This window comes from Lysobacter luteus, assembly GCF_907164845.1.
Classification (GTDB): Bacteria; Pseudomonadota; Gammaproteobacteria; order Xanthomonadales; family Xanthomonadaceae; genus Novilysobacter; species Novilysobacter luteus.
The window spans coordinates 1,941,406-1,963,436 of the sequence record NZ_OU015430.1; the positions used below are offsets into that span (position 1 = coordinate 1,941,406).

The 22,031-nt window shown below is 68.1% G+C and carries 16 protein-coding genes and 8 tRNA genes; 6 read left to right on the forward strand and 18 right to left on the reverse strand.

The annotated features are described in order from the left end of the window. Positions 1-2: 2 nt before the first annotated feature. From KOD61_RS09065 to KOD61_RS09130, 14 genes are all read right to left on the reverse strand, one after another. The gene (locus tag KOD61_RS09065) at positions 3-1,982 is read right to left on the reverse strand and encodes a SurA N-terminal domain-containing protein (protein ID WP_215218382.1); all 1,980 of its coding nucleotides are present in this window, start codon (positions 1,980-1,982) and stop codon (positions 3-5) included. A gap of 108 nt (positions 1,983-2,090) precedes the next feature. After that, positions 2,091-2,167 (reverse strand) — tRNA-Asp (locus KOD61_RS09070). A gap of 105 nt (positions 2,168-2,272) precedes the next feature. Beyond that, positions 2,273-2,349, reverse strand: a tRNA-Asp gene (locus KOD61_RS09075). Between the two features lie 24 nt (positions 2,350-2,373). Beyond that, positions 2,374-2,448 (reverse strand) — tRNA-Val (locus KOD61_RS09080). A 46-nt stretch (positions 2,449-2,494) separates the two neighbouring features. Then, complete coding sequence (locus KOD61_RS09085; protein WP_215218383.1) at positions 2,495-2,767, reverse strand: HU family DNA-binding protein; 273 nt, start codon at positions 2,765-2,767, stop codon at positions 2,495-2,497. 224 nt (positions 2,768-2,991) lie between these two features. Next, positions 2,992-5,439, reverse strand: coding sequence for an endopeptidase La (lon, locus tag KOD61_RS09090; RefSeq protein WP_215218384.1), 2,448 nt, complete (start codon positions 5,437-5,439; stop codon positions 2,992-2,994). 217 nt (positions 5,440-5,656) lie between these two features. Then, entirely contained in the window at positions 5,657-6,949 is a 1,293-nt protein-coding gene (clpX, locus tag KOD61_RS09095; RefSeq protein WP_215218385.1) for an ATP-dependent Clp protease ATP-binding subunit ClpX, read from the reverse strand. A gap of 180 nt (positions 6,950-7,129) precedes the next feature. Next, positions 7,130-7,756, reverse strand: a complete 627-nt coding sequence (gene clpP, locus KOD61_RS09100) for an ATP-dependent Clp endopeptidase proteolytic subunit ClpP (RefSeq protein WP_215218386.1) — start codon at positions 7,754-7,756, stop codon at positions 7,130-7,132. 116 nt (positions 7,757-7,872) lie between these two features. After that, complete coding sequence (tig, locus tag KOD61_RS09105; RefSeq protein ID WP_215218387.1) at positions 7,873-9,180, reverse strand: trigger factor; 1,308 nt, start codon at positions 9,178-9,180, stop codon at positions 7,873-7,875. Positions 9,181-9,407: 227 nt separating this feature from the next. Further along, positions 9,408-9,492 (reverse strand) — tRNA-Leu (locus tag KOD61_RS09110). A 121-nt stretch (positions 9,493-9,613) separates the two neighbouring features. Beyond that, positions 9,614-9,689: transfer RNA gene (locus KOD61_RS09115), tRNA-Lys, on the reverse strand. A gap of 62 nt (positions 9,690-9,751) precedes the next feature. After that, positions 9,752-9,828 (reverse strand) — tRNA-His (locus tag KOD61_RS09120). Positions 9,829-9,856: 28 nt separating this feature from the next. Then, positions 9,857-9,933 (reverse strand) — tRNA-Arg (locus KOD61_RS09125). A 28-nt stretch (positions 9,934-9,961) separates the two neighbouring features. Further along, positions 9,962-10,038 (reverse strand) — tRNA-Pro (locus tag KOD61_RS09130). Positions 10,039-10,188: 150 nt separating this feature from the next. Here KOD61_RS09130 and KOD61_RS09135 point away from each other — a divergent pair. Continuing rightward, positions 10,189-10,941, forward strand: coding sequence for a Bax inhibitor-1/YccA family protein (locus KOD61_RS09135; RefSeq protein ID WP_215218388.1), 753 nt, complete (start codon positions 10,189-10,191; stop codon positions 10,939-10,941). Between the two features lie 69 nt (positions 10,942-11,010). Here KOD61_RS09135 and KOD61_RS09140 read toward each other — a convergent pair whose 3' ends face one another. The 4 genes from KOD61_RS09140 to grxC form a co-directional block, all read right to left on the reverse strand. Beyond that, a complete protein-coding gene (locus KOD61_RS09140; RefSeq protein ID WP_215218389.1) occupies positions 11,011-12,342 on the reverse strand; it encodes a Na+/H+ antiporter NhaC family protein in 1,332 nt (443 codons plus the stop codon). A 180-nt stretch (positions 12,343-12,522) separates the two neighbouring features. Next, the gene (locus KOD61_RS09145; RefSeq protein ID WP_215218390.1) at positions 12,523-13,530 is read right to left on the reverse strand and encodes an isocitrate dehydrogenase; all 1,008 of its coding nucleotides are present in this window, start codon (positions 13,528-13,530) and stop codon (positions 12,523-12,525) included. A 105-nt stretch (positions 13,531-13,635) separates the two neighbouring features. After that, complete coding sequence (locus KOD61_RS09150) at positions 13,636-13,971, reverse strand: carboxymuconolactone decarboxylase family protein (RefSeq protein ID WP_215220354.1); 336 nt, start codon at positions 13,969-13,971, stop codon at positions 13,636-13,638. A gap of 65 nt (positions 13,972-14,036) precedes the next feature. After that, on the reverse strand, positions 14,037-14,282 hold the full coding sequence (gene grxC, locus KOD61_RS09155; protein ID WP_215220355.1) for a glutaredoxin 3: 246 nt from the start codon (positions 14,280-14,282) through the stop codon (positions 14,037-14,039). A 203-nt stretch (positions 14,283-14,485) separates the two neighbouring features. Here grxC and KOD61_RS09160 point away from each other — a divergent pair, with 203 nt between their 5' ends. The 5 genes from KOD61_RS09160 to ppx all read left to right on the forward strand — a co-directional run bounded on the left by KOD61_RS09160 (position 14,486) and on the right by ppx (position 21,981). After that, positions 14,486-16,072, forward strand: a complete 1,587-nt coding sequence (locus KOD61_RS09160; RefSeq protein WP_407074588.1) for a M48 family metalloprotease — start codon at positions 14,486-14,488, stop codon at positions 16,070-16,072. Between the two features lie 132 nt (positions 16,073-16,204). Beyond that, the gene (gene phoB, locus KOD61_RS09165; RefSeq protein ID WP_215218391.1) at positions 16,205-16,906 is read left to right on the forward strand and encodes a phosphate regulon transcriptional regulator PhoB; all 702 of its coding nucleotides are present in this window, start codon (positions 16,205-16,207) and stop codon (positions 16,904-16,906) included. A gap of 23 nt (positions 16,907-16,929) precedes the next feature. Beyond that, on the forward strand, positions 16,930-18,294 hold the full coding sequence (gene phoR, locus KOD61_RS09170) for a phosphate regulon sensor histidine kinase PhoR (protein WP_215218392.1): 1,365 nt from the start codon (positions 16,930-16,932) through the stop codon (positions 18,292-18,294). A gap of 13 nt (positions 18,295-18,307) precedes the next feature. Then, positions 18,308-20,437: a polyphosphate kinase 1 gene (gene ppk1 / locus KOD61_RS09175; protein ID WP_215218393.1), complete on the forward strand. Its 2,130-nt coding sequence runs from the start codon at positions 18,308-18,310 to the stop codon at positions 20,435-20,437. Further along, the gene (gene ppx / locus KOD61_RS09180; RefSeq protein WP_215218394.1) at positions 20,434-21,981 is read left to right on the forward strand and encodes an exopolyphosphatase; all 1,548 of its coding nucleotides are present in this window, start codon (positions 20,434-20,436) and stop codon (positions 21,979-21,981) included. The genes ppk1 and ppx overlap by 4 nt, the downstream gene beginning before the upstream one ends. Positions 21,982-22,031: the final 50 nt, after the last annotated feature.

The window sequence follows — 22,031 nt, forward strand, 5'->3', positions numbered from 1 at the left end:
GATCAGAGGTTTTCTTCGACCACCTCGATCTCCATCCCGGCACGCAACGCCGACACCAGCGCCTGGACGTCGTTCGCCCCGGCAAACTGCGCGACCTGCTGGGCCAGCATCTCCCGCTGCGCCGCCGGCACTTCGGCGATGTCGCCGGGGGTGACCTTCTCCACCGCGAAAAGCACGATGGTGCCGTCATCGAGCACCTGCATCCCGTGCGCCGGCTTTTCCGTCCCGTCCACCCGCGTGGCGAAGATCGCCTGCGACACCGACGCGTCGACCAGTGGGGCGCCACGTGGCACGCCCGGGACCGACTGCGGCGCCGGCAGCGACTCGGCCTCGGCCAGCGCTGCCAGCGTGGTACCCGCATGCAGCTTGGCCAGCAGGGCACCGGCGCGCTGTTCGGCGGCCTGCCTCGAGCGGTCGGCACGGATGGCCGCGATCACCTGCTCACGCACTTCCGCCAGCGGCCGGGCGCTTTCGGGCAGGTGGTCGGTTACGCGGATCCAGACATTGCGGCCGGGGCCGACCTCGATCGGGTCGCTGACCGTGCCGTCCTCCACCAGTACTTCGGAGAATGCCGCGTTGCGGACTGCCGCGTGTGCCGCCACGCCCTCGGTCGTCGTGCGAGCGAACGGACCAAGCTTCTGCACCTGCACGCCCGCGATCTCCGCGGCCGGTGCCAGCGCACCCGGGTTGGCAAGCACGGCATCGACGACCTGCGACGAGATGTCGTTGAAGGCCTGTTCGCGGTCGGCCTCGGCCTGCTCGGCCGCCAGCGTCTCGCGCACTTCTTCGAAGGACTCACGCGCACCGGCCTTGACCTCGTGCAACTTGATCACGTGCCAGCCGAAATCGGTCTTGACGGGTTTGCTCACCGAGCCCGGCTCCAGCGCGAACAGCGCTTCGGCAAAGGGGCCCGGCATCATGTCGCGGCTGATCCAGCCCAGGTCGCCACCAGCGGCACTGGAGCCCGCGTCGTCGCTGTAACGGGCCGCCAGCGCAGTGAAATCCGCGCCTTCGGCCGCCGCGAGGCCCGCGACCTCGGCCGCTTCCGCCGCCGCGGCCTGTTGGGCTTCGGCATCGGCGTCGGCCGCCACCTCGATCAGGATGTGCGAGGCGTGGCGCTGCTCCTGCGAAGCGAACTTGTCCTGCTCCTGCTGGTAGCGCGCCCGCAGTGCCACTTCATCGGCCGCAGCCGGCGCCGGCAGCGCCGCCATGTCGAGCTCGATGTATTCGATTGCCACCCGCTCCGGTGCCCGGTAGTCGGCCAGGTGGGCGTCATACCACGCCTGCACGTCCGCATCGGACACGTCGGTGGTGTCAGCCGCGGCCGGCGGGGCGACCAGAAGGCTCACGTCACGCCGCTCGCCCATCAGGCGGATCAGGCGATCCAGTTCAGCGTCGGTCACGAAATTGCTGTTGGCGATCGCGGTCGTGACCAGGCTCTGCTGCAGACCTTCGCGCACAAGCTGGTCAAACTGCGCCGGCGTCTGCGCCGGCACCTGCGAGGCGAGCGCGAGCTGGTAACGGGATGGGTCGAAGCGGCCATCGACCTGGAACGCCGGGATCGCCTGGATGGCGTCGCGTACCATCGCATCGCTGACCACCACGCCCGCCTGTTCGGCCGCCATCGCCTGGACGCGCTGGTCGATCAACGTCTCCAGCACCATGCGCTTTGTTTCGGCGCTCTCGAAGTCACGCGCGTCAAAGGCGTCGCCCAGCTCGGCCCGCTGTTGCTGCCGCACCTGCTCGAAGCGCTGGCGGAATTCGTCGACGCTGATCTCCTCGTGGCGCCAGAACACCGACACCGGCCAGAAGGACGGCGCGTCGGCCCACCACGTCGGCGGCGCCTGGATGGTGGCGACCGTGGTGTTGCTGCGCTGGACCATGTACTGCTCGAGCCCGAAGAAGGCGAACGGGATGATCAGCAGCCCGAGGATCACCGTGGCGATCCAGCCGGAGGTCTTGTCGCGGAGTTTCTGCAGCATGGGGACGTAGTGGGCAAGTCGGAAGCCGCACAGTCTAGCGCGGTTGCCCTGTCGGCTGGCGGGCCAAAAAAAAAGGCGCCGTTTCCGGCGCCTTCTACAACTCGACAATGGCGGAGCGGACGGGACTCGAACCCGCGACCTCCGGCGTGACAGGCCAGCATTCTAACCAACTGAACTACCGCTCCACGTCGCAAAACACTGGTTGCCGAACCGGCTGCAACCGGCCGCACAAAAGCGCGGCTCTCATAAAAAGCAGAAGCGCCGGAATCATCCGGCGCTTCTGGTGTTACTGGCGGAGTGGACGGGACTCGAACCCGCGACCTCCGGCGTGACAGGCCAGCATTCTAACCAACTGAACTACCACTCCGCACTTTGAAGCATTACCCGGTGCTGGTGGGTGCTGAGGGTTTCGAACCCCCGACCCTCTCCGTGTAAAGGAGACGCTCTACCACTGAGCTAAGCACCCTGGATCACAGGACCGCCGCGATGCATTGCGGCGGCGGGTGAGCTGCTTAGTTTACAGCGTCCTTAAGAGCTTTGCCAGCCTTGAACGCAGGATTCTTGGAAGCCTTGATCTTGATCGTCTCACCGGTCTTCGGGTTGCGACCCTGGCGGGCGGCACGCTTGCGGACCTGGAAGGTGCCGAAGCCGACCAGCGTCACCGTGTCGCCCTTCTTCAGCGCCTTGGTGATGACACTGACCATCGCGTCGACGGCATTGGCGGCATCGGTCTTCGACAGCTCTGCAGCGTCGGCGACGGCGGCAACAAAATCACCCTTGTTCATTCGTGTGGACTCCCTGTGCGGATACGGACCGCGGTGTGCTGAGAATCGAAGTGCCCCCCGCGCACGGCGGACCTCCGACCGACTTTGCCGCATCGCCAGCCAACCCCCCCGGCTGCGATGCGGTTGCCTGCGTTATACCAGTGGCATTTAGGGGGTGCAAGCCGGAAAGCTAGCAATGACGCGGGTTTCAGCGGATCGGACGCATTTTTGGCAATTGCCGCCAATCAATGCTTGACGCCGGCCTGCTCGACCCGCTCGCCCTTGCCCCTGACCGGTACCGCACCCTCGCCCGAGGGCTGCGAGGGCGTCACAGGGCGTTCCAGCGCCACGTCGAGGACTTCGTCGATCCACTTGGCCGGGACGATCTTCAACCCCTGGGTCACGCTCTTCGGCAGGTCGACCAGGTCCTTCTCGTTCTCCTCGGGAATGATCACCGTGGTGATGCCGCCACGCAGCGCCGCCAGCAGCTTCTCCTTCAGGCCGCCGATCGGAAGCACGCGCCCGCGCAGGGTGATTTCGCCGGTCATCGCCACCTCCGCGCGCACCGGGTTGCCGGTGAGCATCGACACCAGCGCAGTCGCCATCGCGATGCCGGCGCTCGGGCCGTCCTTCGGCGTGGCGCCCTCGGGCACGTGGACGTGGATGTCCTGCTTCTGCAGGAACTCAAGGTCGATGCCCAAGCGCTCGGTCCGCGCCCGAACCACCGACAGCGCCGCCGACGCCGACTCCTTCATGACGTCGCCCAGCTGGCCGGTCAGCAACAGCTGGCCCTTGCCCGGCACCATCGTCGATTCGATCTGCAGCAGGTCGCCGCCGACCTCCGTCCACGCCAGTCCGGTCACCAGGCCGATCTCGTTCTGCTCTTCGGCACGGCCGAAGTCGAACCGGCGCACGCCCAGGTACTTGTCGAGGTTCTTGGGGGTGACGTTGACCGTCTTCGCCTTCTTCTGCGGCCCGGCCAGTGCGATCTCCTTGACCACCTTGCGCGCGATCTTGGAGATCTCGCGCTCGAGGTTGCGCACGCCGGACTCGCGCGTGTAGTAGCGCACGATGTCGCGTACCGCCGCCTCGCTGATCTTGACCTCGTCCGGCTTGAGCCCGTTGGCCTTGATCTGCTTTGGCAGCAGGTAACGCATGGCGATGTTGAGCTTCTCCTCCTCGGTGTAACCCGGGATGCGGATCACCTCCATGCGGTCCAGGAGCGGACCGGGGATGTTGAGCGAGTTGGAGGTGGCCACGAACATCACCTCGCTCAGGTCGAGGTCGACCTCCAGGTAGTGGTCGTTGAAGCTGTGGTTCTGCTCGGGATCCAGGACCTCGAGCAGCGCGGACGACGGGTCGCCGCGGAAGTCCATCGACATCTTGTCGATCTCGTCGAGCACGAACAGGGGGTTCTTCGTGCCGACCTTGTTGAGGTTCTGCACGATCCGCCCCGGCATCGAGCCGACGTAGGTGCGGCGGTGGCCACGGATCTCGGCCTCGTCACGCACGCCGCCGAGCGACATCCGGATGAACTTGCGGTTGGTCGCCTTGGCGATCGATTGGCCCAGCGAAGTCTTGCCCACGCCCGGAGGGCCGACCAGGCACAGGATCGGGGCCTTCATCGTCTTGACCCGGGTCTGCACGGCCAGGTATTCGAGGATGCGCTCCTTCACCTTCTCAAGGCCGAAGTGGTCGGCGTCGAGCACTTCCTGCGCGGCACGCAGGTCCTTGCGGACCTTGCTGCGCTTCTTCCACGGCACGCCGAGCAGCCAGTCCAGGTAGTTGCGCACCACCGCGGCCTCGGCCGACATCGGCGACATCTGCTTGAGCTTGTTGAGCTCGTTGCGCGCCTTGGCCTCGACCGGCCTGGGCATGCCGGCCGCGGCGATCTTTCTGGTCAGCTCCTCGATGTCGTTCGGCGCGTCGTCGATCTCGCCCAGCTCCTTCTGGATCGCCTTCATCTGCTCGTTGAGGTAGTACTCGCGCTGGCTCTTCTCCATCTGCGACTTGACCCGGCCGCGGATGCGCTTCTCGAGCTGCTGCACGTCGATCTCGCCGTCGACCAGGCCGACCAGCTGCTCCAGTCGGGCGCCGACGTCATGGGTCTCGAGCAACTTCTGCTTGTCGCCGATACGCACCCCGAGGTGGGCAGCGATGGTGTCTGCCAGGCGCCCCGGCTCGTCGATGCCCGAAAGGGTCTGCATCAGCTCCGGCGGGAGCTTGCGATTGGTCTTCACGTACTGCTCGAACAGGCCCATCAGCGAGCGTGCGATGGCGTCGAGTTCACGCTCCTCGCGGTCGGCCACGGGCTCGATCACGCGGGCGCTGCCGGACAGCGTGCCTTCGTGTTCAACCACGTCTTCGACACGCGCGCGCGCCACGCCTTCCACCAGCACCTTGATGGTGCCGTCGGGCAGCTTTAGCAGTTGCAGGACATGGGCCAGCGTGCCCACCTCGTAGAGATCGCCGGCGACCGGGTCGTCGGTCTCGGCCGACTTCTGCGCCACCAGCAGGATCTGCTTGTCGGCTTCCATCGCCAGGTCGAGGGCGCGGATCGACTTGTCGCGCCCGACGAACAACGGGATCACCATGTGCGGGAACACCACGACGTCGCGCAGCGGCAACACCGGCAGCTCGAGAGGTTCGTGCCCGGTCGTGCGGGAGGATTCGGTCCGGGTGGATTCGGTCATGGAGGGCTCCGGGCTGTCAGGCCGCCGGACGGGCGTCCGGCGCAGTAAACGGGAAAGCGCCGGCATCGCCGGGGCCTTGGCAACGGTTATGGGGGCCCGCGCGGAGGGATGCAAGCGGCGTCAGGGAGCCGATCCGGGCGGTTCGGGAAACCCAAATGAAATCAGCCGCTTGCGATGCGCAAACGGCTGATCGGGTCAACGGCGGGTGCGGCCCGGTTCAGTCGCCCGAAGCGGCCTTCTGCGGAGCCGCCGGCGGCGTCTGGTAGATCAGGTAGGGATCGGTCTTGTGGTCGATCACCGACTCGTCGACCACCACCTTGCTCACGTTCTCCTGCGACGGTAGCTCGTACATCGTGTCGAGCAGCACCGACTCCACGATGGTGCGCAGGCCACGCGCGCCGGTCTTGCGCTTGAGGGCCTTGCGGGCGATCGCCGCAAGGGCGTCGGGACGGAACTCCAGCTCAACGCCTTCCATCTCGAACAGCTTGCGGAACTGCTTGGTGATCGCGTTGCGCGGCTCGGTCAGGATGGTGATCAGGGCCTCCTCGTCGAGTTCCTCGAGTGTCGCGACGACCGGCAGGCGGCCGACGAACTCGGGAATCAGGCCGAACTTGATCAGGTCCTCGGGCTCGACCTCGGCCAGGATCTTGCCGACCTCGGTCTTGCGCTCGCTGCTCTTGACCTTGGCGCCAAAGCCGATGCCACCGGCCTCGGTGCTGCGCTGCTGGATGATCTTGTCCAGACCGGCGAAGGCGCCGCCCACGATGAACAGGATGTTGCGCGTGTCGACCTGCAGGAACTCCTGCTGCGGATGCTTGCGACCGCCCTGCGGCGGCACGCTGGCGACGGTGCCCTCGATCAGCTTCAGCAGCGCCTGCTGGACGCCCTCGCCCGACACGTCGCGGGTGATCGACGGGTTGTCGGACTTGCGCGAGATCTTGTCGATCTCGTCGATGTAGACGATGCCCTGCTGCGCCTTGTCGACGTCGTAGTCGCACTTCTGCAGCAGCTTCTGGATGATGTTCTCGACGTCCTCGCCGACATAGCCGGCTTCGGTCAGCGTCGTCGCGTCGGCCATCGTGAACGGCACGTTGAGCATGCGCGCCAGCGTTTCGGCCAGCAGCGTCTTGCCCGAACCGGTCGGGCCGACCAGCAGGATGTTTGACTTGGCCAGCTCGACGTCGTCGTTCTTCTGGCGGCTCTCGATGCGCTTGTAATGGTTGTACACGGCGACCGCGAGCGTGCGCTTGGCGCGCGCCTGGCCAATCACGTACTGGTCGAGGACCTCGAGGATCTCCTTGGGCTTGGGCAGGTGGCTGCGCGCCGACTGCGCCTTCTCCTCGAGTTCCTCGCGGATGATGTCGTTGCACAGCTCGACGCATTCGTCACAGATGAACACGCTGGGGCCCGCAATCAGCTTGCGCACCTCGTGCTGGCTCTTGCCGCAGAACGAGCAGTACAGAATCTTGTTGCTGTCGCCGGTACTGCGGCCCTGTCGATCGTCGGTCATGCGCTTGCCTGAAGTTCCATGTGCGGAGCCGGTCGCGCAAGGCCTGCGCGCACGGGTACCGGATGATGCGGCCCGAGAATAGCACAGCATCCCGGCAAGCCCCGGGGGCCTGCCGGAACCGCTGAAAGCGTCACGGAATCAATAACTTGTGCGATTGTGTTCGGGTCGAGCAAATAGCCGTCAACCGGCCTGGATGGACTCGTCGGGGCGGCGTTCGAGCACCTGGTCGACCAGGCCGTACTCGCGGGCGGCCTCGGCGCTCTTGAAGTTGTCGCGCTCGGTGTCGCGCGCGATCGTCTCCAGCGGCTGCCCGGTGTGGTGGGAGAGTACCTCGTTCAGCTTCTGCTTGAGCGCGAGGATCTCGCGGGCGTGGATCTCGATGTCGCTGGCCTGGCCCTGGAAGCCGCCGAGCGGCTGGTGGATCATCACGCGCGAGTTCGGCAGCGCGTAACGCTTGCCCTTGGCACCTGCCGCCAGCAGCAGCGCGCCCATCGAGGCGGCCTGGCCGACGCAGATCGTGCTCACGTCCGGCTTGATGTACTGCATGGTGTCGTAGATCGCCATGCCGGCCGTGACCACGCCGCCGGGGGAGTTGATGTAGAGGCTGATGTCCTTCTCGGGGTTTTCGGCCTCGAGGAAGAGCATCTGCGCGACGATCACGTTGGCCACGTGGTCGTCGACCCCACCCACCAGGAAGATCACCCGCTCCTTCAGCAGGCGCGAGTAGATGTCATACGCGCGCTCGCCGCGGCTGGTCTGCTCGACCACCATCGGCACCAGGTTCAGGGCTTGGGTTCGGGTGTCCATCCGGATGCGGGACCTTCGGTTACGTGTGTGCGGCTAGTCAATCTGGGGCTGGCCGCGCGGCGATGCAAGCCCCGCCGGGGTCAACCGCGCCCCGCGGGGCGCGGCGGTTCATCCAACTACTGGCGGATGGCCTCGGAGAAGGACATCGGCTGCTCGGTGTGCTGGGCGCGCTCGGCGATCCAGTCGATCACCTGCTCTTCCATCACCCGGCCCTGAAGACCCTGCATCAGCTGCTGGTCCTGGCGGTAGAGCTCGATGACCTGCTGCGGCTCCTCGTAGGTCGAGGCGATCAGGTTGAGGGTCTCGGACACGCGCTTGGGATCGAGCTTGAGTTCGTTGCGGCGCGCGACCTCACCCACGAGCAGGCCGACCAGCACGCGCTTGCGCGCGGCATCCATGAACGACTCGTGGGCGTTGTCGGGCAGCTCCACCTTGCGGCCCTGGCGACGCGCCTGCTCGGCGGCCTGGCGGGCCATGTCGCGGGCCTCGTTCTCGACCAGGCGCGGCGGCATCTCGACCGAGGCGTACTCGGCGATCAGCTGCTCGCCGACCTCGCGGCGCAGGCGGGTCATCAGCGCGCCCTTGAGCTCGCGCTCGAGGTTGCTGCGGATGTCCTTGCGGAACTGTTCCGCATCGCCGCTCTTGATGCCGAAGCTCTTGATGAAACCCTCGTCCACTTCCGGCAGGACCGGCTCGGAGACCTTGGTCGCCTTGACGGTCACGTCCACCTTGCGGCCGGCGAACTGCGGTACGCGCCAACTCGCGGGGAACTCGACCTCGACCGTCTTCTCCTCGCCCGCCTTCATCCCGACCAGGGCGGCTTCGATCGCCGGGAACATCGCGGCCGAACCGACCACGGTGGCGCCGCGCTCGGCGCCTTCCGGCGGGAGGCGCTCGCCGTCGACGGTGGAGAAGGTCTCCAGCTCAACCGCGTCGCCTTCCTGTGCGGCGCGCTCGACCGGGTTCCAGGTGCGGCGCTGCAGGCGGAGGTTCTCGATCATTGCGTCGATGTCGGCGTCCTTCACCTCGGAGGTGTGGCGCACGACGTTGAGCTTGGCGACGTCGATGTCGCCGAAGTCCGGCACGACCTCGAAGGTGGCGACGTAGGCCAGCTCTTCGCCTTCGGCGGGCTCGATCCGCGGGTTGCCGGCGATCTGCAGCGACTGCTCGCGCACCGCGTTGCCGAAGCTTTCGCGCAGCAGGCCGTCCAGCACCTCGGCGCGAACCTGCTGGCCGAAACGCTGCTCGATGACCTTGGCGGGCACCTTGCCGGGGCGGAAGCCCTTGATCTTGGCGCCGCGTGCGATTTCGCGCAGGCGACCACCGACGGTGCTCTCCAGGCGGTCTGCCGGGAGGCTGAAGGTCATGCGGCGCTCGAGGTTACCGAGCGACTCGACCGACGCGGACTTTTCTACGGCTGGCATATCCACTCCTGCGACCGCGACGGTCGTCGCGGCAAGCTGTTTGTTGAACCGGTCGCCCGGGCGGACACTGGGCCGGCCATGGGCGGAACGACGTAGTTTGGCTGATTCCGGGCGCCGCTTCCAGTTGCCGATCGCCTGCTCCGGCTTGGGACAAGGTCGTTGCGACGGAAGACAAGCACGCGCGACCACTCATGCGGGCCACCGGTCGCGCAGGCCGTTGCCCGGGATGGTGCGAAAGGGGGGACTCGAACCCCCACGCCTTGCGGCACTGGAACCTAAATCCAGGGCGTCTACCAATTCCGCCACTTTCGCGATGCCGCCCGCCGGCAGGGCCGGTGGCGGCGATTCTACGGGCGTCCGCGAAGGGCACGCCACGGCCGCCCGCACCGCGGGCAAGAAAAAAGCACCTGGCGCGAACCAGGTGCTTCCGTCTTGGTGGGCCGTCAAGGATTCGAACCTTGGACCTATTGATTAAGAGTCAACTGCTCTACCAACTGAGCTAACGGCCCGTTAGCGCTGAAATTGTAGCAGGAAGGACCTGCCTGAAGCCAACACCCGCGTGAACCGCGAGTGGGGTGGAAGACGGGATTCGAACCCGCGACCCCCGGAATCACAATCCGGTGCTCTAACCAACTGAGCTACATCCACCACAGAACCCAACACTTGCATCGCAGTCTGGCGCGCCCGGCAGGACTCGAACCTGCAACCACCGGCTTAGAAGGCCGGTGCTCTATCCGGTTGAGCTACAGGCGCCTGCACACATCTTAGCCGGCGCCCCGAGTGGTCGGGGCAGAGGGATTCGAACCCCCGACCCTCTGGTCCCAAACCAGATGCGCTACCAGACTGCGCTATGCCCCGATCCGGGCTTCCGTTGCGCGCCAGCGCCGCGAAAGGCCGGTCATTTTGGGCGGCGGGGGCGAGACTGTCAATGATCCAGCAGGCAACCCGCGTTGTATCCTCGGGGCAGTGCCCGCACCGGGCTCGAACCAGACACACAGGGGACAACACATGATCCGCAGCGGTAACCCGGCTCTCAAGGACTCCACCTTCCTCGACCTCGGCAGCGGCGCGATCGTGCGCGGCGGCGACAACGTGATGACGCTCGCCGGCACGGTCAACAAGACCGGGATGCTGCTGCTGATGGCGGTGCTGACCGCCACCTTCACCTGGTACCAGGTGTCGACCCCCGCCGGCATCGTCGGCGCCGGCCCCTACCTGTGGGGCGGCATGATCGGCGGCCTGGTGCTCGCGCTGGTGACGGTCTTCAAGAAGGAATGGTCGCCGGTGACCGCCCCGCTGTACGCGCTGGTCGAGGGCTTCTTCCTCGGTGCCATCTCGGCGATGTTCAACCACATGTACGAAGGCATCGTCATGCAGGCGGTGCTGCTGACCTTCGGCACGCTGTTCGCGCTGCTGTTCGTTTACCGCACGGGCCTGATCAAGGCGACCGAGAACTTCAAGCTGGGCGTCGCCGCCGCCACCGGCGGCATCTTCCTGGTCTACATGGCCAGCATCGTGCTGGGCCTTTTCGGCATCCAGATCCCCATGATCCACGAGTCGGGGATGGTCGGTATCGGATTCAGCCTGTTCGTGGTGGTGATCGCCGCGCTCAACCTGGTGCTGGACTTCGACTTCATCGAGACCGGCGCCGAACAGGGCGCGCCGAAGTACATGGAGTGGTACGGCGCGTTCGGGCTGATGGTCACGCTGGTGTGGCTGTACATCGAGTTCCTGCGGCTGCTGGCCAAGCTGCGCGACTGACCGCACGCACCACCTGGATGTAATGAAAAGGGCGCCTCCCGGGCGCCCTTTTCATGTTCCGACCTGCCGTCAACGGGACACGTGGCGGGGCCTGCCCGGCCACAGCATGAAACCAATCGCCACGAGCGCCAGCAGCCAGCAGTACCAGACCTTGCCGGCGATCATCAGGGGCGACAGCCCGGCCAGCGAACCGGCCAGCAGGATCTGGGCGCCGTAGGGCAGCACGCCCTGGACGACGCACGAGTAGATGTCGAGCACGCTCGCGGCGCGACGCGGCGCGATGCCGTGCCGGGTGGCGATGTCGCGCGCGAGGCTGCCGCTGACGAGGATGGCCACCGTGTTGTTGGCCGTCAGCGCATCGCTGCCGGCGGCAAGCGCGGCGATGCTCAGTTCGCCGGACCGGCGACCGGTGTGGCCGCGGGCGAAACGCGCGATCACGCCGGCCAGCCACTCCAGCCCGCCCCCGGCCTTGATCAGCGCCGCCAGGCCGCCGATCAACAGGGACAGCAGCGTGATCTCGACCATGCTCTCGAAGCCGTCGTAGATGTCGTTGGCGTAGCTGACCAGGTCGTAGCCGCCGGCCATCAGGTAGCCGAACACACCGGTCAGTACCAGCCCGATCGCCAGCACGAGGACCACGTCCAACCCGAGCAGGGCGAGCGCCAGCACCGCCAGGTAGGGCAGCACCAGCCACGGCGACGCGGCGCCTGGCGCCTCCACCGGCGCCGCATCCCCGAACCAGGCCAGCAGCGCGACGGTGGCGATCGCCGCGGGCAGCGCGATCCTGAAATTCTCGCGGAACTTGTCCGACATCCGCGCGCCCTGGCTACGGGTGGCGGCGATGGTCGTGTCCGAGATGATCGACAGGTTGTCGCCAAACATCGCGCCGCCGACCACCGCCCCCAGCACCAGTGCGCGGTCCAGGCCGGCGGCGTCGGCCAGCCCGGTGGCGATCGGGACGACCGCCGCGATGGTGCCCATTGATGTGCCGATCGACAGCGACACGAAGCCGGCCACCAGGAACAGCCCCGGCAGAATCAGCGCCGGCGGCATCGCGCCGAGCCCGAGCGCCACCACTGCATCGACCGCGCCGATGGCCCGTGACACGTTTGCGAAGGCGCCGGCCAGCAGGAACACCAGCACCATCAACATCACGTTGGGATGGCCCATTCCTTCCAGCAAGGTGTCGACCGGCCGGATCCCGCGGCGCCGGACCAGCCATGCCCCGAGCGCGAGCGCGGGCAGGATCGCCACCGGCGCGCGCAACTGGTAGAACCCCATCGCCTCGCCCTGCGCAGTGAAATACAGCCCGGCGCCGAAGAACAGCGCAAGGAACACCAGCAAGGGGGTCAACGCGAGCGCGCTCGGTGGCGCCGGCGGCGGCGAAGCGGCGTGATCCATCGCTCTATCCGGATGCAGGGAAACGAGCGCGAGTGTGGCGGCTGCCCCGACGGCTGTCGAGCGCGATGGATGGAACGCTGTCGCGACATTCGCGGCAATGCCTCGCCCCGCCCCGACGCGCTGCCCCCAAAGCAGACGGGGCGCCCGAAGGCGCCCCGTCTGGTACCGACCTGGCGGAGGTCAGACCCGGCTGGCGATCGCGCGGGCGAACGACATCGTGTCGCTTGAACCGCCGAGGTCGCCGGTCAGGCTGTCCTTGGCCTCCAGCGTGGCCACGATGGCCTGGCGCAGGCGGGTGGCCTTGTCGGCCATGCCGAGGTGGTCGAGCATCTGCGCGGCGCCCAGCAGCAGCGCGCACGGATTGGCCTTGCCCTGCCCTGCGATGTCCGGCGCGGTGCCGTGGACGGCCTCGAAGATCGCCGCGTCGGTGCCGATGTTGGCGCCCGGGGTGAGGCCGAGGCCACCGATCAGGCCGGCGCACAGGTCGGAAATGATGTCGCCGAACAGGTTGGTGGTGACGATCACGTCGAACTGCTCGGGCCGCATGACCAGCTGCATGCAGCAGTTGTCGACGATCATTTCCTCGCAGTTGATCTCGGGGTACTCGGCCGCCACTTCACGGGCGGTTTTCAGGAACAGCCCCGAAGTCGACTTGAGGATGTTGGCCTTGTGGACGACGGTGACCTTCTTGCGGCCGGTCTTCCTGGCCAGCTCGAACGCGTAGCGGACGATCCGCTCCGAGCCGCGGCGGGTGGTGCGGGTGATCGAGGTGGCGGTTTCGCCGTCCTCGGACACCGCCTGCCCTTCGGCGCTGTAGGCACCCTCGGTGTTCTCGCGCACGGTGATCAGGTCGACCCCGGACGGGAAGCGCGACTTGGTGTTCGGGAACGACGTCGCCGGGCGCACGTTGGCGTACAGGTCAAAGCGCTTGCGCAGCTCGACGTTGATCGACGAGAAGCCGCCGCCGACCGGCGTGGTCAGCGGGCTCTTGAGCGCCACGCGGTTCTTTCGGATCGAGTCCATGGTGGCCGCCGGCAACAGCTCGCCGGACTTCTCCAGCGCGACCAGGCCGGCGTCGGCGAACTCGTACTGCAGGCCGAGCTGCATCGCGTCGAGCACGTGCAGGGTGGCGTCCATGATTTCCGGGCCGATACCGTCGCCGCGGATGACCGTGATGGTCTGCGTCATTTGGGGGATTTTCCGTCTGGGGGGCGCCGCGACGGGCCGTACGGCGCCGTGTGTGAACCGCGGAATTATGCCAAAAGCGGGACGCTCCCGCAGTCTGCCGCCTGCTCAGCCGTGTTCATGGGCCCCAGGCGCACCTGCTTCGCCCTGCTCGAGGCGATCGAGGAAGTCGACTGCGCGGCGCATGTGCGGGATCACGATCGATCCGCCCACCACCAGCCCGACCGAGAACGCTTCGAACATCTCGTCCCGCTTCACTCCCGCCTCGCGGCACTGGGCAACGTGGTAGCTGATGCAGTCGTCGCAGCGCAGCACCAGCGACGCCACCAGGCCGAGCAGCTCCTTGGTCTTCAGGTCGAGCGCGCCGGGCTGGTAGGTCTGGGTATCGAGCGCGAAGAACCGCCGCACCACCTGGTTGGGCTCGGCCAGGATGCGCTCGTTCATGCGCTTGCGGAACGCGGTGAACTCGGCGACGCGATCGGCCTCGGCCGGGTCCGCCGGGCCGGTGCTCACGCTTCGCCCTCGAACAGCGGCTCCAGCTTGCCTTCGCGGTGCAGCGCGATCATGTCGTCGTAACCACCGACGTGGGTGTCGCCGACGAAGATCTGCGGCACGCTGGTCCGGCGGGTCAGCGCCATCATCTTCTCGCGCTCGGCCGGGTCCAGGTCGACCCGCACCTCGGTCCACTCCCGCCCCTTGCTCTTGAGGAAGTTCTTGGCCGCCACGCAGTAGGGGCAGACCGCAGTGGTGTACATGGTGACCTGGGGGGAGGGCGAAGGCGTGCTCAAGGGACTCTCCTGTGAACTCGTGGGAAGGGCTGTGGTCGAATGCTCGCACTGAAGTGGGGTCGACCGCCCGGTTTTTCCACGGTCGTCGGCCGCCCTCGCGATTAACTGCATGTTCACGCCTGCGGCCCGGCCGCCCTGCATCCTGCGGGAACCCGGCGCCCGCCCTGGAGATTCCGTTGCGTCGCATCCTCCCGCTCACCGCCGCCGTCACCTTCGCCCTGGCCAGCCTGGGCGCACCGGCCCAGGAGTCCTCGCTGCCCGACATCGGCTCGTCGGCGGGGCAACTGCTCACGCCCCACCAGCAGGAGCAGTACGGCGCGATGATGCTGGCGCAGCTGCGCCACTACGACTACCTGCTCGAAGACCCGCTGGTGGACGGCTGGCTCGACAGCCTCGGTGCCCGCCTGGCCGCCAACAGCGACCTGCCGCGACAGCCCTTCACCTTTTTCATGATGGGCGACCGCCAGATCAACGCCTTTGCCACCCTCGGCGGCTACATCGGCGTCAACGCGGGCCTGGTGCTGGCGGCCGAACGCGAGGACGAGGTCGCGGCGGTGATGTCGCACGAGATCGCCCACGTCACCCAGGAGCACGTGCTGCGGGGGGTCGAGCGCGCCCAGCGCGACCAGGTCCCGATCCTGTTGGCGATGCTGGGCGCCGTGGTGCTGGCGCAGTCCGCCGGCGGCAACTCCAGCGACGACGCCGCGCAGGCCGCGATCGTCTCGGCGATGGGCCTGGCCCAGCAGCGGCAGATCAACTACACCCGCTCCAACGAGCACGAAGCCGATCGGCTCGGCATCCAGACGCTCGCACGCAGCCATTACGACACCGATGCGATGGCGGACTTCTTCGGCACCATGCTGACGCGTTCGCGCGCCAACGCCGCCGGCGCCTACGACACCCCCGACTACCTGATGACCCACCCGGTCACCACCACGCGCATCAGCGAGGCCAAGTCCCGCGCCGAGCAGCTGGCGAGGTCGCCGGGCGGGTTCAGCGTCGGCCCGCGTACGAGCGACAACCCGCTGCTGCCCGGCGGCCTGGTGATCGGTGGCGATGCGCTGCAGTCGGGCGGCACCGGCCAGTTCGAGCTGGCCCGCGAGCGCCTGCGCGTCTTGAGCGCGGACACCCCACCAGCCGCGGTGCGCGAATACCAGCAGATGGCCGCCACCGGTCCGCTGACCGAAGCGCAGCAGTACGGCCTGGCCATCGCGCAGCTGCGCGCCAACGAGCCCGGGGCAGCGGTCGCCGGGCTGACACCGTTGCTCGCGCGCCGGCCGGGCGATCTGTGGGTCGCGCTTGGCCTGGCAGAGGCCGAGTCACGCAGTGGCGACCGCAAAGCGGCCGACGCCCGCTTTGCCGAACTGTTGCAGCGTGCGCCGGGCAACCGCGCCATCGTGCTGACGTACGCGCGGGTGCTGTCGGAGCGCAATACGGTCGACGCCGGCAAACGCGCCCAGGCGGTGTTGCGCCCGCTGATGGCGCGCTCGGCCGATGACCCCGAGTTCCAGCGGACATTTGCCCGTGCCAGCGAGATCGCCGGCGAACCGATCCGCGCCGGCGAGGCCTACGCCGAGGCGACGCTGCTCAGTGGTCGCGCCGAGCAGGCACTGGTCCAGCTCAACACCCTGAAGAAACGCCCGGAGGTGGACTATTACGCCCGCCAGCGGATCGAGGCGCGGATCGCCCAGATCACCCCGATGGTGCTCGAGCTGCACCGCCAGGGCATCCACGACAAGGTGCTGGACCGCCGCTGAGTCGGGCTGCGCGCATGTGACGGTTGCGCGGCGCCTGTCACCGCCGTGTCATAAAACGGTAGTGTACTGGGGCGGCCTCGGACCCCGGCCGCGCTCCGCTCCGAGATGGCTCCGTACCACTCCCGGTGACCCGTGCACAAACGCATCCTGATTGTCGAAGACGAACCCGCGATCCGCGACATGGTGGCGTTCGCCCTGCGCAAGGGCGAATACGAGCCGGTCCACGCCGGCGATTCCCGCGAGGCCCAGGCGGCGATCGCCGACCGCGTGCCGGACCTGATCCTGCTGGACTGGATGCTGCCCGGCACCAGTGGCCTGGAACTGGCCCGGCGCTGGCGCAAGGAACCGCTCACCCGCGAGGTGCCGATCATCATGCTGACCGCGCGCGGGGAGGAGAACGACCGTGTCGGTGGGCTCGAGGCGGGCGTTGACGACTACGTCGTCAAGCCGTTCTCCGCGCGCGAGCTGCTGGCGCGCATCCGCGCCGTGCTGCGGCGCTCGCGCGAGGACGACGAGGACGGCAGCATCGCGTCGGGCGCACTGCGCATCGACGGCGCCGCACACCGGGTGTTCGCCCGCGGCGCCAGCGGCGACGAGCCGGTGCAGATCGGACCGACCGAGTACCGCCTGCTGCACTTCTTCATGACCCACCCCGAGCGCGTCTACTCACGCGCGCAACTGCTGGACCATGTGTGGGGCGGCAGCGTGTACGTCGAGGAACGCACGGTCGACGTACACATCCGGCGCCTGCGCAAGACACTGGAGCCGCACCTGCTGGACGGCATGATCCAGACCGTGCGCGGCGCCGGCTACCGGTTCTCGGCCTCGGCCTGACCTCGATCCCCGATACTGCCGCCATGCCACCCCATGCCCGCTCCGCCTGGCTTCGCACCCTCGGCCTGCTGGCCCTGTGCATGGCGGCCGCCGCGCTGCTGGGCCTGGCGGTCGGGCACCCGTGGCCGGTGGCCACGCTGGCCGCGCTCGGCGTGCTGGGCTGGCACTACTGGCGCCTGCGGCGCGTGCTGCAACGCCTGACCGCCCGGCGCCGGTTGCCGCCACCTTCGGGCGAAGGCGTGTGGAACGAGCTGGACCGCCTGCTCCACCGCAGCCAGGCCGAGATGCGCGGACGCAAGCGGCGGCTGGTGGAAATGCTGCGTGCCTACCGCGCCGTGGCGGCCGCCCTGCCCGATGCGGTCGTCGTGGTCGACCGCAACAGCCAGCGGGTCCAGTGGTTCAACCAGGCGTCCGGGCCGCTACTGGGACTGCGCTACCCGGGGGACCTCGGCGTTCCGCTGGTACAGCGCCTGCAGCCGCTGCCACTCGCCCACTGGCTCGCTGGCGGGCGCAATGCGGAGCCGCTGGAGACACCGTCCCCGCTGGACCCTGCGGTCACCCTGAGCATGCGGTTGATCCCGTACTCGGAAAACCTCTGGCTCCTGGTCGCGCGCGACGTCAGCCGCCTGCTGCGGCTGGAGCAGATGCGGCGCGACTTCGTCGCGAACGTGTCCCACGAGTTGCGCACCCCGCTGACCGTGGTGCACGGCTACCTCGACCTCATCGACGATGGCCAGTACCCCGAGCTCACGCCGATGCTGGCCGAGATGCAACGCCAGTCGCAGCGCATGGCACAGCTGGTCGAGGACCTGTTGACCCTGTCGCGGCTGGAGTCCCAGGACGGACTGCCGGCGGAGGAACCCGTGGCGATGGCGCCGATGTTGAGCACGCTGCGTCGCGAGGCGCTCGCGCTCAGCCAGGGCCAGCACGGCATCACGATCGAGGACAGCGCAGGAGTCGACCTTGTCGGCTCGGGCAAGGAGCTCCACAGCGCGTTCTCCAACCTGGTGGCAAACGCGATCCGGTACACACCGGCCGGTGGCGAGGTCACGGTGCGGTTCCGCGCCGACGGCCCCGCCAACCCGAAGGGCGTGGTGCTGGAAGTGAGCGACACCGGCTACGGCATCCCCGCCGCGCACCTGCCCCGCATCACCGAGCGCTTCTACCGGGTTTCCACCAGCCGCTCGCGGGAGTCCGGAGGGACCGGCCTGGGGCTGGCGATCGTCAAGCACGTGCTGCAGTTGCACCGGGCCCGGCTGGAAATCACCAGCGAAGTGGGCCGGGGCAGTATCTTTGCCTGTCACTTCAGCCGCGACCGCGTGCGTCGGCGGGACGAACCGGGGGCATCCAGCCCGCCCGGCGCCGACCCGGCCGCAGCGCGCGCATGAGGGAAGCAGGACGATGAACCGTTCCAGGGAACTCGACCCCACCGGGCACGCACCGCTCGATGCTGGCCTGTATACCGACGCACCGGCCGCCGACCCGCTGCGCGACCCGTCGCTGTACTCCAACCGCGAGCTGTCGCAGCTGGACTTCAACTTCCGCGTGCTCGCCCAGGCGCAGGATCCGCAGGTCCCGCTGCTCGAGCGGCTGCGCTACCTCTGCATCAGTTGCACCAACCTCGACGAGTTCTTCGAGATCCGCGCCGGCACCCTGCGCCACGCGCAGGACCTGGGCCTGGTGGCAGGGCCGGACGGCCTGGCACCGTCGGCGGTGCTCGCGCGCATCCACGACCGCGCCGCCGAGCTGGTCGACGCCCAGTACGAGTGCTGGAACAAGGTGCTGAGGCCCGCGCTCAACCAGGCGGGCGTGCGGGTGCTGGCGCGCGACAACTGGAACCCGCGCCAGGCCGAATGGCTGCGCGGCTACTTCCGCGATGAGATCATGCCGGTGCTGTCGCCCTTGGGCCTCGACCCTGCGCACCCGTTCCCGAAGATCCTCAACAAGTCGCTCAACATCGTGGTGGTGGTCAGCGGTCGTGATGCCTTCGGTCGCGACGGCAACCTCGCCATCGTGCGCGCGCCGCGCTCCTTGCCGCGCATCATCCAGGTTCCCGAGGAGGTCAGCGGGGGGCCGACCGACTTCGTGTTCCTGTCGGCGGTGCTGTCGGCCTTCGTCGATGAACTGTTCCCGGGCATGCAGGTCAAGGGCGCGTACCAGTTCCGGGTCACCCGCAATTCCGAGCTGCTGGTGGACGAGGAGGAGGTCGACAACATCGCCCTCGCCCTGCGTGACGAGCTGGTGGGGCGCGGTTACCTGCGCGCCGTACGGCTGGAGATCGCCGACCACTGTCCCGAGCCGATCGTCCGGACCCTGCTCGAGAACTTCGACCTCACCGAGAACGCGGTCTACCGGATCAACGGCCCTGTCAACCTCAACCGCGCGGTGCAGGTGTACGACCTGGTCCAGCGCGCCGACCTGAAGTTCCCGCCGTTCCAGCCCCGCCCGCTGGCCGGCATGGACACGATGTTCGAGACCGTGTCGCGCGGCGACGTACTGCTCCACCACCCGTTCGACGCGTTCACCCCCGTGCTCGAACTGCTGCGCCAGGCCGCCGACGACCCGAGCGTGCTCGCGATCAAGCAGACCCTGTACCGCTCCGGCAAGGACTCTCAGATCGTCGACGCGCTGGTCCAGGCCGCGCGCAAGGGCAAGGACGTGACGGTGGTGGTGGAGCTGCGCGCGCGCTTCGACGAGGAGGCCAACCTGGGCTTCGCCGACCGCCTGCAGGAGGCCGGGGTGCAGGTGGTGTACGGCGTGGTCGGCTACAAGACCCACGCCAAGATGTTGCTGATCGTCCGCCGTGAAGGCCGGGTGCTGCGCCGCTACGTGCACCTGGGCACCGGCAACTACCACGCCGGCACCGCCCGCCAGTACACCGACCTCGGGCTGATCACCGCACACCCCGACATCGGCAACGACGTCCACCTGATCTTCCAGCAGCTCTCCGGGCTGGCACCGCAGTTGCAGCTCAAGTGCCTGCTGCAGTCGCCGTTCACACTGCATGGCGGCGTGCTGCGGCGGATCGAGCGCGAGATCGCGCACGCGCTGGACGGCCGTCCGGCGCGCATCGTCGCCAAGATGAACGCCCTCAACGAAGAGCGCGTGATCCGCGCGCTCTACCGCGCGTCGCAGGCCGGGGTGCAGATCGACCTCATCGTGCGTGGGGCCTGCACCCTGCGGGCAGGCGTGCCGGGCGTGAGCGAGAACATCCGCGTGCGTTCGATCGTGGGCCGCTTCCTCGAGCACAGCCGGGTCTACTGGTTCGGCAACGACGGCGAGCCTGAACTGTTCTGCGCCAGTGCCGACTGGCTCGAGCGCAACCTGTTGAGGCGGGTCGAGACCTGCTTCCCGATCCTCGACCCGGCGGTGGCCGCGCGCATCCGCGAGGAAGCGCTCGACAATTACCTGGGCGACAACCTCAACGCCTGGCTGTTGCAGCCCGACGGGCAGTACCTGCCGGCAGCGCGCGCAGAGGGCGCCGAGCCCCACTCGGCGCAGGCGTGCCTGCTGGCGAAACTGTGCGCATGACCGGTACGCCATTGCCCGGCGACGACTTCCCGACCTCGGCGCTGTCGCTGCGCGACGGCGACCTGCTGGCCGCGGTGGACCTGGGTTCCAACAGCTTCCACATGGTGGTGGCCCAGTACCTGCTCGGCCAGTTGCGCGTGGTCGACCGGTTGCGTGAGCAGGTGCGCCTGGCCGAAGGACTGGACGGTCGCGGCGGGTTGTCGGCCGAAGTCCGCACACGCGCGTTCGAATGCCTGTCGCGCTTCGGCCAGCGCATCCGCGACATCCCGCCACAGCAGATCCGAGCGATCGCCACCAACACGGTGCGGCGGCTGTCCTCGCCGCAGTCGTTCCTGATGCCCGCCGAAAGCGCGCTTGGACACGCCATCGAAGTGGTATCCGGCCGTGAGGAGGCGCGCCTGGTCTACCTGGGCGTGGCGCACGCGCAGCCGTCCCGGCCCGACGAGTTGCGCCTGGTGATCGACATCGGCGGTGGCTCGACCGAGTGCATCATCGGCAGCGGGTTCGAGGCCATCGAGCGCGAAAGCCTGCAGCTGGGCTGCGTGGCCACCACGCGCCGGTACTTCGGCGACGGCAAACTCACACCGCGCCGTTGGCAGGAGGCGCTGACCGAGGTGACCGCCGAGTTCCAGCAGTTCGCCGCCGCCTACCGGGCGCTGGGCTGGGACGATGCGATCGGCTCTTCCGGTACCAACAAGGCCATCGGCGAAGTCTGCGCGGCGATGAAGCTCACCAAGGGCGCGGTGATCGCCGATGCATTGCCGCAGGTGCGCGATCGCCTGCTGGCGGCCGGGCGCATCGATGCGATCGATCTCCCCGGCCTGTCGGCCGACCGCCGGCCGGTGATCGCGGGCGGCCTGCTGATCCTCGAGGCGGCGTTCGATGCGCTGGGCCTGCAGCGGATGATGGTCAGCAAGGCGGCGATGCGCGAGGGCGTGCTGTACGACATGCTCGGCCGCGGCGGCGCGGATGACCCGCGCGACGCGTCGGTTGCCGCGTTGATGCTGCGCTACGGCATCGACAAGGCCCAGGCCGCGCGCGTGGAAGCCACCGCACTGCGGTTGTTCGACGACGTTGCCGAGGGTTGGCAACTCAGCGTCGATGACCGCCTGATGCTGTCGCGGGCCGCGCGCCTGCACGAGCTCGGCCTCACCATCGCCCACAGCCAGTACCAGGTGCACGGCGCCTACGTGGTCGAGCACACCGACATTTCCGGTTTCTCGCGCCAGCAGCAGCAGTTCCTCGCCGCGCTGGTGCGCACCCACCGCCGCAAGGTCCCCAAGTCCGCGTTCGACGCCCTGCCCGACCGCCTGCTGCCGTCCGTCCGCCACCTGTCCGCGCTGCTGCGGCTGGCCGTACTGATGCACCGCGCACACGAGGCCGACCCGATCCCGCGGCTGGAAGCACGTGCCGAAGGCGAGCGGTTGACGTTGACGTTGGACCGGCGCTGGCTGGCGGCGCGGCCGCTGCTCAATGCCGACCTCGACGGCGAGCCGGCCGACATGGCCGCACTCGGCGTGCGCCTGCGCGTCGCGGCGGACTGACCCCGCCGCACCCAACCTGTCACCCGACGGTCATCCGGCTGCCTTGGTGG